The following is a 14,233-nucleotide window of genomic DNA, read 5'->3' on the forward strand; positions in this document are numbered from 1 at the left end:
GTAGACTGCTCTCGCATTTTTTTTAAGCATTTCTTTTGGAAGCATCGGGCATCGGGCATCGGGCATCGGGCATCGGGCATCGGGCATTATCGGTTGCCTAACTTCGGTCTTCCTTACCAGAAACAATTGGTTTAAAGCCGGAACCCTTAAAGGCGAGAAATTAAAAGAAAACTATTCATTACTCCAATCCCCTTCCTTTTAGGTAGAGGTCGCACTCATCTGTCAACTGTCAACTGTCAACTGAATGAAATCCGTTACATAATCCGTTGCCGAACTTCTTCCTTCTGGAGCGATCGACTGTAAAATTATAAAAATATTAAGATTTTTAACCTAATGTCAGCTCCTACCCAATCCCAGTTATTTTCTCCCAACTCCGGCCCGACAGAGCAAGAGTTTGATGTGATAGTCATCGGTTCCGGCATTGGCGGACTCGTGACAGCCACCCAGCTAGCCGCTAAGAAAGCCAAAGTTTTAGTGCTCGAAAGCTACACAATTCCCGGAGGTAGTGCTGGATATTTCGATCGAGAAGGCTACAGATTTGATGTCGGAGCCTCCATGATATTTGGATTCGGACAGCGCGGCACCACAAACCTCCTCACCCGCGCCCTCAAAGCAGTCAACGTCACCCTAGAAACAATTCCCGACCCCGTACAGCTTCACTATCACTTACCCAACGGCTTGGATCTAGAAGTTCCCCAGCCTTATGACAAATACTTGCAAGAATTAATTGACAGATTCCCTCACGAGCGCGCAGGAATCCAGAAATTTTACGGCGAATGCTGGAGCGTCTTCAACTGTCTCAACGGGATGGAATTGCTATCCCTAGAAGAACCCGGATATCTAGTTCGAGTCTTTTTTCAGAATCCTTTAGCCTGTTTGGGATTAGTAAAATATCTGCCTCAAAATACTGGCGACATTGCGCGGCGCTACATAAAAGACCCTACTTTACTGAAATTTATCGACATGGAATGCTACTACTGGTCTGTAGTACCCGCAGACTTGACGCCGATGATTAACGCCGGAATGGTATTTTCCGACAGACATTACGGCGGCATCAATTATCCCAAAGGCGGAGTCGGTCAAATTGCCCAAAAATTAGTCGAAGGATTAGAAAAATGCGGCGGGAAAATTCAATACAAAGCTAAAGCAAAAAAAATTATCACAGAAAACGGTCACGCTGTCGGAGTCGAGCTAGTAACCGGCGAAGTTTACCGCGCTAAGCGAATAGTTTCTAACGCCACGCGCTGGGATACTTTCGAGAAATTGCTGCCCGCTGAAGAAATGCCAGCTAGCGAGAAGAAATGGCAGCAGCGCTATCAAAAAGCCCCCAGCTTCTTGAGTTTACATTTGGGAGTCGAAGCCAGCGTCATCCCGGCCGGTACTGCCTGCCACCACATTTTGTTAGAAGATTGGGATAAAATGGAAGCGCCGGAGGGCACTGTTTTGGTGTCAATTCCGACCATGCTAGACCCGGATTTAGCTCCGGCAGGATATCACATCGTTCACGCTTTTACTTCGAGTTGGATGGAAGAGTGGGAAGGACTTTCGCCGCAGGAATACGAAGAGAAAAAAGAACAGGCCGCCGGGAGAATTATTGACAGATTAGAAACAATTTTCCCCGGTTTAGATGCTGGTTTGGATTATATGGAAGTGGGGACGGCGCGTTCTCACCGCCGCTTTTTGGGCCGCGAAGACGGAACTTATGGGCCGATTCCCCGGCAGAAGTTAATGGGTTTGTTGGGAATGCCGTTTAATCGAACTTCTATGCCTGGTTTGTATTGTGTGGGCGATAGTACGTTTCCGGGACAGGGTTTAAATGCGGTGGCGTTTTCTGGATTTGCGTGCGCGCACCGAATTGCTGTGGATTTGGGGTTCTAGGAGGAATATGGCAACACAGGTTGCCCCATTTCTAACTCAGGACTTATGGATTGGGAGGTAAACAATGCAATAGCGCTGTCCAACGGCTCGGATACTGCGAAATCCAGATAAGTTATCAACAAGCGCTTTGCCTTGCTTCTCTGGTTCAATTTTGAGTTTATCGATGCGATCGCGCAGTTTCTCCTGTTCTCGTCTATCTTTGACCAAGAATTTATTGATGGTACAAGCCCCCGGATTTATCCGTGGAATCAATCCAAAATCTAAAATCTAAAATCCTCAAGCCCCCGCATTTATCCGTGGGGTCAATCTAAAATCTAAAATCTAAAATCGATTGACTTCTGCCAACATTTCCAGCGCCAACGGCGTAAGTTGGATGTCGTATTCGATTGAATTTGCTTCGCCTTTCATAGTCCCAGTTTGGCTTTAGCATTTTCCCAGGAAACAGTTTTGCCTTCGTCTGATTGGGTGATGCTTTGGCGAAGTTTGGTAACGAATTCAATATCGGTGAGAATATCCAAGGTTTCGAGGAGTTCAGTCAAATAGTTGTAGCTGATTGCCGCCATAACGGGAACACCATCTTGAGTGATCACGATCGGCTGATCAGTAAGTTCTTGAAGTAGGTTGGGAAGCTGCTGCTGTGCTTTGGCAATGGTGAGTCGTTTGGACATGGCTGTATTGTACAACTTGAATTAAGATTATGAGCATTAAAGCAATACTAATTTTAATTTAGCACCTGAGTCCAAATACGACGTATCAACTAAAAACCCGGTTTCTGGGGAGAAACCGGGTTTTTAAACTGAAAAAGGGTGCTTTGCATTCTTTAAAAAGAGTTTACTGGTCGTAGCTGCCGCCGACACCGATTTGGGTATTGTAGATTTTGGCATCAGTAATGGTCATATCTTCCATTGATGCGCCGGATACGTCAACGGTGTTGATGATGGCGGCGGTCAGATTTGCCCGATCGAGGTCTGCGTCATTTAAACTGGCGTTAGTCAGGAAAACTGCCGTTAAGTTAGCACCAGTCAAGTTAGCCCCCGTCAAGTCAGCACCTTCGAGGTTAGCGCGATAGAGGTTGGCACCTTTCAAATTTGCTTCTCTCAAATCTGCACCAATTAAATGAGCCCCGGTCAAATCTGCTCCAGACAAGTCGCACTGAAAACATTGCCCGGTTGAGAGTAACTGCTTGACTTGAGCCGGATTTTCGGCACGAGCCGGGCCTGCGAACAGTAAAGGAGCAATTAAAAGAGTAGCTGTTAATAGATGGCGTTTCATATTTTTTTCCTCTGCCTATTATGTGTTTAAGTTCTACTGTTTATATCTACAATTTTACCACGGTTGTTTTCCTAGCTTGCAATCGATATCACATATCTACTGTGATATCGATTGCCCCTGACAGCGCACAGATGGTTTCCAAAAGCTCGCAAAATTTAATGTCGCAAAACTTAACAATGCCAAAGTTTAAGACAGTGCTTTTTTGTAGTAACATCTTCTATATTAGCTAAAATTGCCCGCCGATGTGTCTTTCTAAAGAAGGATCTAATTGACAACGCGATCGATAGTTTTAACAGGTAACTCGATCGCAAAAAAATCAAAACGAATAAACTATTTTTAATAAAAGTGTCACGAGACTGAAAATTTAACTTAAAATAAAGATTGGCTTATAACTTTATAGGTAGAGCCAGAGCCTTCACTGGCCAGATCCCCAACCAAAGATCGGGTGCATTTTTAACAATAAATTTTAATTATGTCTCAGCAGCGCTGTAAAAATCCAGATATTGCTTGGAAAGCAGCGCTTTTTGGGAATTTCGCAGAGTCAGCGCGATCGCAAAAATCAATTCAATATGCTCAAAAATGATTCCTCCAAGTATCTGCCGACTTTAGATCAAGTAATTGATTGCTCCCCCTTGACAGTTGCGCCCGATACCCCACTAGCAGAAGTAATTACCCTGATGGGCCAACGGCGCGGAAGTTGCCCTCTCAACCCAGACATTTCACCAACCGATATCTACCAACAACTAACAGAAATCGCAAATCCGGTAACCTCAAGCCCAGTTAGAGATGCTAGAGGTATCTGCGTCTTTGTTGTGGAATCATCTATCGAAAAATCAGACCCGCAATCTGCTCAAAATTCTCAATTGCAAGGAATTTTCACCGAGAGGGATCTCGTCGATTTGATTGCATCGGGCAAAAAATTAAAAAATGTTACGATCGCAGAAGTTATGCGACAGCCGACGGCAACGCTGACAAATGGTGAAGATAGAGACATTTTTAGCGCCCTAATTCTGCTCAGCCAACACAGAATTCACCACCTGCCAGTATTGGATCGCAGCGGTCAACTCCTAGGAGTAATTACCCCGGAAAGCATTCGCCTAGCAATGGTGCAACCGGCAAATATCTTAAAAATGCACAGCGTCAAAGAAGTAATGACCGCAGAAGTCATTCAAGCGCCTCGCTCAGCGTCTGTTCTGAGTTTAGCTGAGTTGATGGCGCAGCACCGCGTTAGCTGCGTCGTAATTACAGCATCAACAGAATTATCGATGAATTTGCCGTTCCCAATTCCAGTAGGTATAGTCACAGAACGGGATATTGTGGAATTTCAAGCTTTAGATATAGATTTGTCGCAGACGATCGCCCAAACTGTGATGAGTAGCCCCTTATTTAGTCTCAAGCCAGAAGACTCGCTGTGGGTAGCTCATCAGGAAATGCAGCAGCGTTTAGTCCGCAGGTTGGTAGTAACCGGGGAACGCGGAGAACTGTTGGGAATAGTTACTCAAAGCAGTTTGCTGCGCGTACTTGACCCGATGGAAATGTCCGGGGCGATCGACATTTTACACGCAAATGTTCAAGAACAGACTAGCGAATTGCAAAAAGCGATCGCAACCCTCAGCTTGACTAACGCCAGACTAGAAAGCGAAATCGCTACCCGCAAGCAGGCAGAGGTGCGGCTGCAACTATTAGAATCTGCCGTAGTTAATGCTAACGATGCGATCGTAATTATGGATGCCGGAGACAGCGAGATCTCTGATCCCAGCATCATCTACGCCAACGAAGCTTTTACCCAAATGACGGGCTACCTACCCGCAGAAATCATCGGACAAACCCCCAGTTGCTTGCGCGGCCCGGAAAGCAACGCGGCTCAAGTTGCCAAAATTCGCCGCGCTTTCTCTCGCCGAACACCCTTGCGCCTGGAATTGATCAACTACCGCAAAGACGGTTCAACTTATTGGGTGGAACTCAACAGCGTCCCTGTTGCTGACGAGTTCGGGAACCTCACGCACTGGGTGTCTGTGCAGCGGGATATTAGCGATCGCAAGCGCATGGAACAAGCCTTTTTTGATGAAAAAGAACTCGCTCAGGTTACTCTACAATCGATCGGCGATGCAGTCATCACTACTGACAGCGACGGCTGTATTTCTACCCTCAATCCAGTTGCCGAAAAACTCACGGGTTGGTCAACCTCGGAAGCTAAAGGTTTGCCCCTCGCCAGTGTGCTGAGAATAGTTGACGAAACTACCCGGATACCGATCGAAAATATCGCCCAAATCGCTTTGTACGAAGGTCGAATTGTTGACCAAGGACACAACAGTTTACTGATTGCCCGCCACAATCGCGAATTTGCCATCGACCACTGCGTTGCCCCCATCCACGCCAGCAACGGCACAATTGTCGGGGCAGTCGTTGTGTTCCGAGATGTCACCCAAGTGCGAACTCAAGCTCGGCAACTCACCTGGCAGGCAACTCACGACCCCCTGACGCAATTGGTCAACCGCCGTGAATTTGAGTACCAGCTAGAACACGCCCTACACAGCGCTCAAGGTTACGGCCAAGAACACGTTTTACTTTACCTGGATCTCGATCGCTTCAAAATAGTTAACGACACGAACGGTCACATTGCAGGGGACGAACTGCTGCGCCAAGTCAGCCTGCTATTTAAAAGCAATATCCGCAAAACCGATATTTTAGCGCGTCTGGGCGGTGATGAATTTGCCGTACTCCTGTACCAGTGTCTACCTGAAAAGGGCTTAGAGGTTGCAAAATTGCTGCTAGAAAGCATTCAGGAATTCCGGTTTGGGTGGCAGGACAAAACTTTTTCGATCGGCGTTAGTATCGGTTTGGTGGCAATTAATCCCAAAACAGCATCGACATCTGGGGTGTTGAGCGCGGCCGATATTGCCTGCTATGCTGCTAAAAATAAAGGCCGCAATCGGGTGCAGGTTTATCAAGCGGGCGATCGAGAATTAATCAAACAGCGCGACGAAACTCAGTGGGTAGTACAAATTAATCAAGCTTTAGAAGAGAATCGCTTTCGTTTGTATTTTCAGCCGATCGTACATTTGCTCAACTCTCCCACCACCGGCACCCACGGCGAAATCCTGCTCCGCCTCCAGCTTGCAAACGGTCAGTTGGTGTCGCCGATGGCATTTATCCCCGCGGCTGAACGCTACAACTTGATGCACGCGATCGATCGCTGGGTAATTCGCACTTTATTTAGCAATTTATCTCAAACTTTCACGGCAAATCTCTTAGTCCAAAACCCCGGAGAAGAAAGCGATAAAATAGTAACCTTGCCTACTTGCTGCTCCTTGTCTAATTCACAATCTTCATTTGACAAATATCGCAGCCTTTATTCAATCAACCTTTCTGGGGATAGCATTAACGAAGAAAAATTCATCGACTTTATTCAAGAGCAGTTTTCTATCTATCAAATACCGCCGGAAATAATTTGTTTTGAAATTACCGAAACCGTGGCGATCGCGAATCTCAGCAAAGCAGCCAGCTTAATTTGGAAACTCAAGGAACTCGGCTGCCAGTTTGCCTTAGACGACTTCGGCAGCGGGATGTCTTCTTTTGCTTACTTGAAAAACTTGCCTGTTGATTATATCAAAATAGATGGCAATTTTATTAAGCATCTGGCAGAGAATCCTATTGATATTGTCATGGTGGAAGCTATAACTAAAATTGCTCACGTCATGGGAATTAAAACTATTGCCGAGTATGTGGAAAGTCAAGCAGTTATGGATAAACTTAAGGAGCTTGGGGTAGATTACGCTCAAGGTTATTTTTTGGGAAAGCCTCAACGTTGTAATTTATGCTCTCCTATTGCAGAGGAAGTTTTGGGAGAATTTTCGGTTGATTCTTTGGCTTTTAAGGGCAAGTTAGCTTGTTGAAGAGTTGACAGTTGACCGAAGGAAGAGGGAAGAAGGAAAAAGGAAGAAGGAAGAAGGAAGAGGGAAGAGGGAGAATTGCCCAACTGCCAACTAACAACTAACAACTGCCAACTGCCAACTGCCAACTGCCAACTGTCAACTGTCAACTGTCAACTGTCAATAGCAGCTTCGATGTACTGACTGTCTAAGAGAAAAGCACCTTTTTCAAAGCGAATGCCCCAATAATTGCCGGGACGCCGATCGAGTACAATACCCTCAGCGCCGATCGCAATTACATTCGCAGGCCGCAGCATCGGCATCGGTTCGGCAGTTTTGACGAAAGGCGGCATCGCCACAACTCGGACTTTTTGACCGATTGTAAATTCTTTTTCCATAGTTTTTATGCTTTTATTGGCGATCGTGGCACGGCTAGCGTCGCCAAAATTCATTGTGGCGCACTTTGGCAGAACTTCCCCCTACAGCTTTGTGTCACACTAATAATTGATAGAAAATGGCTGATCTGAAAGTAGGGGATAGTTGATATGGCTACAAATCGTCGCATTGAGCGTGTAGCTTCAATGATTAAGCGGGAAGTCAGCCTGATGTTGCTGAATGGAATCAAGGACGATCGCGTAGGTGCGGGTATGGTTAGCGTTACCGATGTAATTGTTTCGGGAGACCTTCAGCATACAAAGGTTTTTGTCAGTATCTACGGTACTGATGAGGCGAAAGCCGAGACTATGGAGGGTTTGAAATCAGCAACTAGCTATGTCCGTAACCAGTTGGGCCAACGGGTGCAACTGCGCCGCACGCCGGAAGTGATATTTCTCGAAGACCGTTCTTTGGAACGCGGTGATAAAATGCTGACACTGTTAAATCAGCTTTCTATCGATCGCAAACCAGGTATGTTTGATGACGAAGAATTGACGGGTGATGGCGAAAAATTGACCAATGATGATGATGATGAAGCAGACGAGGATTAATAATTAGCATCTGAAGGCAATCAACAGTCAACAGTCAACAGTCAACAATTCCCACTTACCCATGATTGACAATCTTTCCTTACCCGAACTGGTAGCCCAGATGTTTGTAGTGCGCGCTTCAGGCTACTTGTTCGACCACCAAATTCGCTATCGGGCCTGGGAACCAACGGCCGACAAACTCCGCTATTATCTGGAAAAGTTGGGCGTGGGCGGTGTGATTTTGGTGGGAGGAAGTGCTGCTGAGTTGGCGGTGCGATCGCACCAATTGCAGTCTTGGGCCAAATTTCCGCTACTGCTGGCGGCTGATATTGAGGAAGGTGTCGGCCAGCGGTTCGCCGGGGCGACTTGGTTCGGGCCACCGATGGCTATGGCTGAAATCGCGACGCATGATGCAGGTAAAGCCGATCGATATGCTGAACAAATGGGATCTGTGACTGCGATCGAAGCTAGGGCGATCGGTCTAAATTGGATTCTCGCACCAGTCGTCGATGTTAACAACAATCCCGACAATCCCGTGATTAACGTCCGCGCTTTTGGCGAGACATCGGAAATTGTCGGCAAATTGGCAAGTGCTTTTATTCGCGGCGCTCTTGGGCACCCGGTTTTGACTACAGCTAAGCATTTTCCCGGTCATGGAGATACGGCGGTTGATTCTCACTTGGAATTGCCGGTTTTGCCGCATTCGCCAGCGAGATTGGCTGCTGTTGAGTTGCCGCCTTTTGTTGAGGCGATCGCCGCTGGGGTCGATGCTGTGATGAGCGCCCACTTACTGATTCCGGCTTGGGATGCCGAGTTTCCTGCTACTCTTTCTCGCAAAATTTTGATTGGGAAGCTGCGGGAAGAGTTGGGGTTTGATGGTTTGATCGTGACGGATGCTTTGGTGATGGGTGCGATCGCCAATAAGTATGGTGTTAATGAAGCTGCTGTTTTGGCTGCTGAGGCTGGGGCTGATGTTTTGCTGATGCCACTTGACCCGGAAGCGGCGATTCTGGCTGTCTGCGAAGCTGTCACTCAAGGGCGGATTTCTATTTCACAAATCAAGGAATCTGTCAAACGAATCTGGGAAGCGAAAATTAAGGTGGGTTTGTTAATCAAGGAAAAGGAAAAAGCAGCAGATTCAATGTCGATCGACTCGATCGACTTAAGTTTGCTAGCAAATCCAGAAGCAAGGGCAACGGCTGTCGATATTTTGCGAGATTCTTTGAAATTTGGGGGAAATCTACCTTTAGTCGCGAAAAAGCCCTCAGAAAACCAGGTTTTGCGGAATTTGATTATTGTAGATGATGTTTTGGGTTGCGAGTTTTTGGGCAAACACACTCCGGCGATCGCCCGGCCCGAAAAGTTGGGTTACGAATTGCAACTAATTGACGATCGCACAGGCGCGATCGTTGATAATACAGGTGCAGAGCATTTTTCTCCGACACTGCTGCAAATTTTCATTCGCGGTAATTGCTTTCGAGGCAGTGCTGGTTTGACCGAAGCAGCCCAAGATTGGTTTAAGAAATTATTAAGGACGGGAGAACTGCAAGCTGTGTTAATTTACGGCAGTCCCTACGTTTTAGAGCAATTTTTGCCGCACTTGCCTCCGAGTATTCCTTATGTATTTTGTTTCGGGCAGATGCCGATAGCGCAATCTCTCGCTTTAGAATTGCTGTTCGGCATTAACGAAACGGGCAATGCTTGAGCTTTTGGACTCCTGAATCTTTCCTTTGCTTAGTCAGGACTTAAATTGATCAACCTGGTTTCTCGCCAGAAATTTGGCTTTGAGCTGCGCAGCATCCAGAAACCGGAAATCGGGCGCGGACTCCTAAGTCCTGAATAGAGCTTTGCAGCAGCTCAGCCTGTTAGCCTAAAAAATGTACCGCGTCTCAACATCTAAAGAAAGATACGATCGCTTACTCATCATTCTTATAACTTTTTTAAAATTGACCAGTAAATAGTATCTCTGTATACAGAAAAAAATAACTTACATATTGAGAAGTTTGGATTATATTATTAACAGGGCCATAATTTTTTTTAGTAAAACCTTGAGGGCGCATTATGATTCACTCCACTATTCACAAACTTCGCTACTCTTTAGATGTGATTCAAGATGAAGCACGCCACCTCGTACATGAGGGCATCCTGAGCCGACAACAGCCTATCTACACCTTGTGTCAGTTCATCCCGCCTCGAGAATGGGCTTGTGTCGAGGGAGAACTCGAAAAATGTGACTTCTTGCTGCGCGATCGCATCGCCGACCTGATCGGTTCTGAAAACTGGGACAATGACTAAAGTTTTGTTCTGTTAAATAATTTTGCAAGTAAGTTGCAACTAAACTCCGGCTGTATTAAAGATGATCTACTCTTTAATCCTGGGAATTTTCGGAGCGCAAATTTTCCAATTCGGCCCTCAGCGCTGCCATCTGTGCAGTTAATTCTTGAATATCTTTTACGTCTGGTTGTACAACCGAGTCGGGAGGAGTGTCAGTTGCTGTATCCGATTGCCGATGCGAGACGGATGCGTCGCTGTCTGCATTCTCCCTCACGCCCGGTTGAGAGAAAATTGTATCGACAAAATTCCGCGCTTCTCGATCGGTCATTTCTCCTTTTTCCAGCAACTCATCCGCGAGTAGACTCAAATCTGGCTGTCGAAGTTTGTCCAGATTTGCTTCTCGCTTCACGGGATCTTGCAATGTCTCAATTAAAAAGGAAGTTGCACCTAAAGTTAGGTGAAATCCTGTTTGCAGCATTTGAGGCAGGTTGTCGGGATTCATCTAAAAAATGCCGCTAGAACGTTTTTCGGAGTTTTTGGTTCGCGAGTTGCCAAGAGCTGGCGGGCTTGCCACTTCTGGGCGTGAAGATGCGAAGTTGTCGATCGCGATCGCCCCGCTTCCAGAAAAATCAGCCTTTCGGGGGATGCTTTTTTTTCGAGCAATGCTTATTGTATCATTACTTCGCGAATTGAGAAATGTCAAGTGTAAAGTTTTGTAACGAGCGATCGATCTGGGGGCTTCAAATTAAGGATACAGCACCTCTCCGGTGGATGGGTCAAATATAAATAGCCGATCGAAGTCAAGCTGTACCGTCAGTCGATCGCCCGGACGCAAACGAACACCCGCCGGTACTTGTAACTGTACAGTAGTTTCAGCGCTCAACGCAGGCAAACTCGCCCGGATTAAAATTTCTCTCCCCAGAGGTTCCACTACCTTTACCTCCACATCAAGAGGCACTTTTTCTAACGCCCAAACATCAGTTTTAAAATCATCATCTGCTGCTGTTTGAGACGTAAAAATTTCTATATTTTCTGGACGAATGCCCAAATCAAATGCTTGTCCTTCGCTGGGTTGCAATCTTTTTTGAAGCGATGGCGGACAGGATAAAGATTGACTTCCTACCTGAAAAGATTCGTTAGCATAAATGGCGGGCAAAATGTTCATAGCCGGATTGCCTAAAAAAGTCGCAACCATCCGGTTAGCAGGTTTAGCATAAATGCTTTGCGGGTCTCCAATTTGCTGAATTTTCCCCCCATTTAAGACAACAATCTTATCAGCTAAAGTCATCGCTTCCACTTGATCGTGGGTGACATAAACTGTGGTAATTCCTAGTCGTTGATGCAGTTGTTTTAGTTCGGCCCTAGTGTCGTCTCGCAGTTGAGCATCGAGGTTGGAAAGTGGTTCATCTAGTAGGAAAACTTTGGGTTCGCGGGCGATCGCCCTTCCGAGTGCTACCCGCTGCTGTTGTCCGCCTGATAGCTGTTTGGGCTTACGTTTGAGCAGGTGGTCGATCGAGAGCGATCGGGCTACAGTTTCAACTCGTTCTTGAATTTTAGTCGAGTCAACATTCCGCATCCGCAATCCAAAAGCCAAATTTTCGGCAACAGTCATGTGCGGATAAAGCGCGTAATTTTGAAACACCATTGCCACATCCCGCTGTCTCGCCGGAATATTGTCAACTAAATTATCTCCAATATAAATATTACCAGAAGTTGCGGTTTCTAAACCTGCAATTGTCCGCATAATTGTGGATTTTCCGCAGCCGGAAGGCCCGACTAATACCCAAAATTCACCATCCGGGATTTTGAAACTGATGTTTTCGATCGCGGTGACGTTTTGGTAGCGTCTGGTAATATTTTCTAAGCGAACATTTGCCATTTGTAAATTGGTAATTGGTAATTGGTAATTAGTGTTTTTTACCTTCTGCCTTCAGAAAACTGTTCTAATTCTAAAACTGTGCGGTCTAATTCTTCAACTAGAGGCGTTGATTCAGCTTTGCGGAATGCTTGTACCAAAGAACGATAGTACCAGAGAGAACCGTCTTTGCCGCCTTTAAAGCGTTCCCAAACCGAGTCGCCCAATTGACGGGAATCTTTGAGGATCGATCGCACATTATAAAGTTTATCAGCCGCCGAGACTAATCTGACCGAACCTGAAGCTGTGAGAAGGCGATCTATCGCTGTCACAGTATCGCCAAAGCCGCGGCGGATGGCTTCGCGGGTGGTGGGGCCGCCTTGATCTGCGATCGCCGGAATGAAGCAAAGCTGCGATCGTCTCCTCTTCCGAAGCCCCATACTCTAAAGCTATACTAGCAGTACCCAACAAATGAGCAATATACGGAACGCCGGAACCTTTGCGGATTTGAGTTGCGTGCAATTCGGCTGCATAGATAAGGGCTTCAGAAAAACGGTTTGAGAGTATCATTGCAATAGAGTATATGTTGAGTAAAAGTATTGATTTGAATCTTTGAGTAAAGCGAGGCAATCACGATGACAACTACTTTAATTTTATCAAAAATATCTCAAAAAAACTCCGAAAATTTTACTAAAACACAACCCAAAAACATTATATCTTTGGAAGAATTTCTCGTCAAGCCGCCGGAGAGAATGGAGTGGGTTGACGGTAACTTAGTGGAGAAAACAGGCATGACATTTAAACACGGTTTGGCTCAATCTAAATTAGCCCGTTACTGGGGAATTCACAAAGACTCCAGCGGACAGGGAGGAGAAGTTCTTACCGAAACACTTTGCCGAACAGCTAAACAGGGCCGCCGTCCCGATGTCGCTTACATCACTCCCGAACTGCTGCCACCATCAGGCAATTTTACAGCATTTTCCCAAAGTTTTCCCCTAATTGCGGAAGTTGCTTCGCCGGAAGACAGCGCCGAGGAATTGTTTGCTAAAGCTCAAGAATATTTGGAGTCAGGCTGTCAGGAAATCTGGCTGCTATTTCCTGAAGCGAGATTAGTATTTGTGAATGCAGGTCAAGGCTGGCGTTTGTTTAATGCGAATGAAGTTGTTAATACTCAGACTATACTTGCAGGTTTTAGCATCGCAGTTAGCGAATTGTTGGCTTGAAGGGAAATGTAATTCCCAAAATATTAGCCCGCTCACCAAGTAGCAGAAATACAATATTCATACAGGGCTTTATTACAGTTCCTTTTTCTCACGATTTCAGAACTAATTTTTGAGTAACCCAAAATCCGCATCGATTCCGAAAGCAATGCTGCCGTATCTACCATATTACCAAAAAAAGTTGAATTTCCAACAATGTAATGCAACTCACATCCATCTTTCAAAATAGATCTAATTGAACTCAAATGTAAGTGCATATCATAAAAGTATTTCAATACATAAACTCCCAAAAGAGACGCATTTTTACCATCGGATATTTTGATGCTGTTTGCAGTGGAAAAAATATCCGATGGTAGCGTTTCGTCTTCTACCTGCCAAGAATTCAGGCGACTCGTTGCAATCCCCCAAGTTCCACCAATCGCTAGCCAATCTAGTTCACCCGCCTCTTTTGCCTCATTCAGAAACTTTGTCCAATACATATATGGACGAAGTTCACGAATGTAGCTGATTCGATTCGGATAGGGTGGTGAGGTAATCACTTTATCGATTCTGATGCCGTCTAATTCGGTGATGTGACGAGCATCTACTTTCAATACTTGTACGCTACCGCAGATGTTTTTTTCAGCCGACTGCAAGATCGACTCAAGAATAATTAGAAAAAGTTCGTCAATATCTTCACAATTACGATCGCTTACTGTTTCTTTGAATGACATAGAAACATGATTAAATGCTGCTGAAGAAGTTTCAATTATCAAGCGACAAAATGCAATCCAAACAAGATTAGACCTCTTGCAAAAAAAATCTATGCTATAATAGAAGATTTTCAATTTAATCCCCCTAGAGCTAACTCATAATTATAAATTGCTGATAACAAATTACAACGCAGACCATAACGGC

General features: G+C 45.6%; 13 protein-coding genes and 1 pseudogene. 6 read left to right on the top strand and 8 right to left on the bottom strand.

Features of this window, described 5'->3' with window-relative positions:
- Positions 1-333 precede the first annotated feature (333 nt).
- Positions 334-1,878, top strand: coding sequence for a carotenoid isomerase (gene crtH / locus QUB52_RS10305; protein WP_332966268.1), 1,545 nt, complete (start codon positions 334-336; stop codon positions 1,876-1,878).
- Between the two features lie 404 nt (positions 1,879-2,282).
- Here the strand turns inward: crtH and QUB52_RS10310 are convergent, their stop codons facing one another.
- Both QUB52_RS10310 and QUB52_RS10315 read right to left on the bottom strand, forming a co-directional pair.
- Entirely contained in the window at positions 2,283-2,546 is a 264-nt protein-coding gene (locus QUB52_RS10310; RefSeq protein WP_332973108.1) for a type II toxin-antitoxin system Phd/YefM family antitoxin, read from the bottom strand.
- 163 nt (positions 2,547-2,709) lie between these two features.
- Complete coding sequence (locus tag QUB52_RS10315) at positions 2,710-3,150, bottom strand: pentapeptide repeat-containing protein (RefSeq protein WP_332966273.1); 441 nt, start codon at positions 3,148-3,150, stop codon at positions 2,710-2,712.
- A gap of 530 nt (positions 3,151-3,680) precedes the next feature.
- On the opposite strand from QUB52_RS10315, the gene QUB52_RS10320 reads away from it, so the two are divergent.
- Positions 3,681-7,046 (top strand): EAL domain-containing protein, encoded by a 3,366-nt coding sequence (locus QUB52_RS10320; RefSeq protein WP_375339774.1) that lies wholly within the window; start codon positions 3,681-3,683, stop codon positions 7,044-7,046.
- Between the two features lie 149 nt (positions 7,047-7,195).
- Here QUB52_RS10320 and sipA read toward each other — a convergent pair whose 3' ends face one another.
- Positions 7,196-7,420 carry a regulatory protein SipA gene (gene sipA, locus QUB52_RS10325; protein ID WP_265233279.1) on the bottom strand — a complete coding sequence of 75 codons (225 nt, stop codon included), beginning with the start codon at positions 7,418-7,420 and terminating at the stop codon, positions 7,196-7,198.
- Between the two features lie 147 nt (positions 7,421-7,567).
- On the opposite strand from sipA, the gene rbfA reads away from it, so the two are divergent.
- The 3 genes from rbfA to QUB52_RS10340 all read left to right on the top strand — a co-directional run bounded on the left by rbfA (position 7,568) and on the right by QUB52_RS10340 (position 10,282).
- Positions 7,568-8,008 (top strand): 30S ribosome-binding factor RbfA, encoded by a 441-nt coding sequence (gene rbfA, locus QUB52_RS10330; RefSeq protein ID WP_265233189.1) that lies wholly within the window; start codon positions 7,568-7,570, stop codon positions 8,006-8,008.
- 61 nt (positions 8,009-8,069) lie between these two features.
- On the top strand, positions 8,070-9,692 hold the full coding sequence (locus tag QUB52_RS10335; protein WP_332973109.1) for a glycoside hydrolase family 3 protein: 1,623 nt from the start codon (positions 8,070-8,072) through the stop codon (positions 9,690-9,692).
- A 356-nt stretch (positions 9,693-10,048) separates the two neighbouring features.
- A complete protein-coding gene (locus QUB52_RS10340) occupies positions 10,049-10,282 on the top strand; it encodes a DUF4327 family protein (RefSeq protein ID WP_265233187.1) in 234 nt (77 codons plus the stop codon).
- Between the two features lie 73 nt (positions 10,283-10,355).
- On the opposite strand, the gene QUB52_RS10345 is transcribed toward QUB52_RS10340, so the two are convergent.
- From QUB52_RS10345 to QUB52_RS10360, 4 genes and pseudogenes are all read right to left on the bottom strand, one after another.
- Positions 10,356-10,763 carry a hypothetical protein gene (locus QUB52_RS10345; protein WP_265233186.1) on the bottom strand — a complete coding sequence of 136 codons (408 nt, stop codon included), beginning with the start codon at positions 10,761-10,763 and terminating at the stop codon, positions 10,356-10,358.
- Positions 10,760-10,924 (bottom strand): hypothetical protein, encoded by a 165-nt coding sequence (locus tag QUB52_RS10350; protein ID WP_265233185.1) that lies wholly within the window; start codon positions 10,922-10,924, stop codon positions 10,760-10,762. Before QUB52_RS10350 ends, QUB52_RS10345 begins: the two co-directional genes overlap by 4 nt.
- An 82-nt stretch (positions 10,925-11,006) precedes the next feature.
- Positions 11,007-12,140 carry an ABC transporter ATP-binding protein gene (locus QUB52_RS10355; protein ID WP_332973110.1) on the bottom strand — a complete coding sequence of 378 codons (1,134 nt, stop codon included), beginning with the start codon at positions 12,138-12,140 and terminating at the stop codon, positions 11,007-11,009.
- Positions 12,141-12,178: 38 nt separating this feature from the next.
- A pseudogene (locus QUB52_RS10360) lies at positions 12,179-12,686 on the bottom strand (HD domain-containing protein).
- Positions 12,687-12,751: 65 nt separating this feature from the next.
- Between QUB52_RS10360 and QUB52_RS10365 the strand changes: the two are divergent.
- Entirely contained in the window at positions 12,752-13,339 is a 588-nt protein-coding gene (locus tag QUB52_RS10365; protein ID WP_332973111.1) for a Uma2 family endonuclease, read from the top strand.
- Positions 13,340-13,371: 32 nt separating this feature from the next.
- Here the strand turns inward: QUB52_RS10365 and QUB52_RS10370 are convergent, their stop codons facing one another.
- The gene (locus QUB52_RS10370; RefSeq protein ID WP_332973112.1) at positions 13,372-14,091 is read right to left on the bottom strand and encodes a hypothetical protein; all 720 of its coding nucleotides are present in this window, start codon (positions 14,089-14,091) and stop codon (positions 13,372-13,374) included.
- Positions 14,092-14,233 lie beyond the last annotated feature (142 nt).

The sequence above is a fragment of the Microcoleus sp. A6-C6 genome (genome assembly GCF_036705955.1).
In the GTDB taxonomy this organism is placed as follows: Bacteria; Cyanobacteriota; Cyanobacteriia; order Cyanobacteriales; family Microcoleaceae; genus Microcoleus.

Bases quoted from the DNA above. Each gene is read 5' to 3' on its own strand.
- QUB52_RS10335 (WP_332973109.1), top strand. From the start codon at position 8,070: ATGATTGACAATCTTTCCTTACCCGAACTGGTAGCCCAGATGTTTGTA.
- QUB52_RS10355 (WP_332973110.1), bottom strand. From the start codon at position 12,140: ATGGCAAATGTTCGCTTAGAAAATATTACCAGACGCTACCAAAACGTC.
- rbfA (WP_265233189.1), top strand. From the start codon at position 7,568: ATGGCTACAAATCGTCGCATTGAGCGTGTAGCTTCAATGATTAAGCGG.
- QUB52_RS10315 (WP_332966273.1), bottom strand. From the start codon at position 3,150: ATGAAACGCCATCTATTAACAGCTACTCTTTTAATTGCTCCTTTACTG.
- sipA (WP_265233279.1), bottom strand. From the start codon at position 7,420: ATGGAAAAAGAATTTACAATCGGTCAAAAAGTCCGAGTTGTGGCGATG.
- QUB52_RS10310 (WP_332973108.1), bottom strand. From the start codon at position 2,546: ATGTCCAAACGACTCACCATTGCCAAAGCACAGCAGCAGCTTCCCAAC.
- crtH (WP_332966268.1), top strand. From the start codon at position 334: ATGTCAGCTCCTACCCAATCCCAGTTATTTTCTCCCAACTCCGGCCCG.
- QUB52_RS10345 (WP_265233186.1), bottom strand. From the start codon at position 10,763: ATGAATCCCGACAACCTGCCTCAAATGCTGCAAACAGGATTTCACCTA.
- QUB52_RS10365 (WP_332973111.1), top strand. From the start codon at position 12,752: ATGACAACTACTTTAATTTTATCAAAAATATCTCAAAAAAACTCCGAA.
- QUB52_RS10340 (WP_265233187.1), top strand. From the start codon at position 10,049: ATGATTCACTCCACTATTCACAAACTTCGCTACTCTTTAGATGTGATT.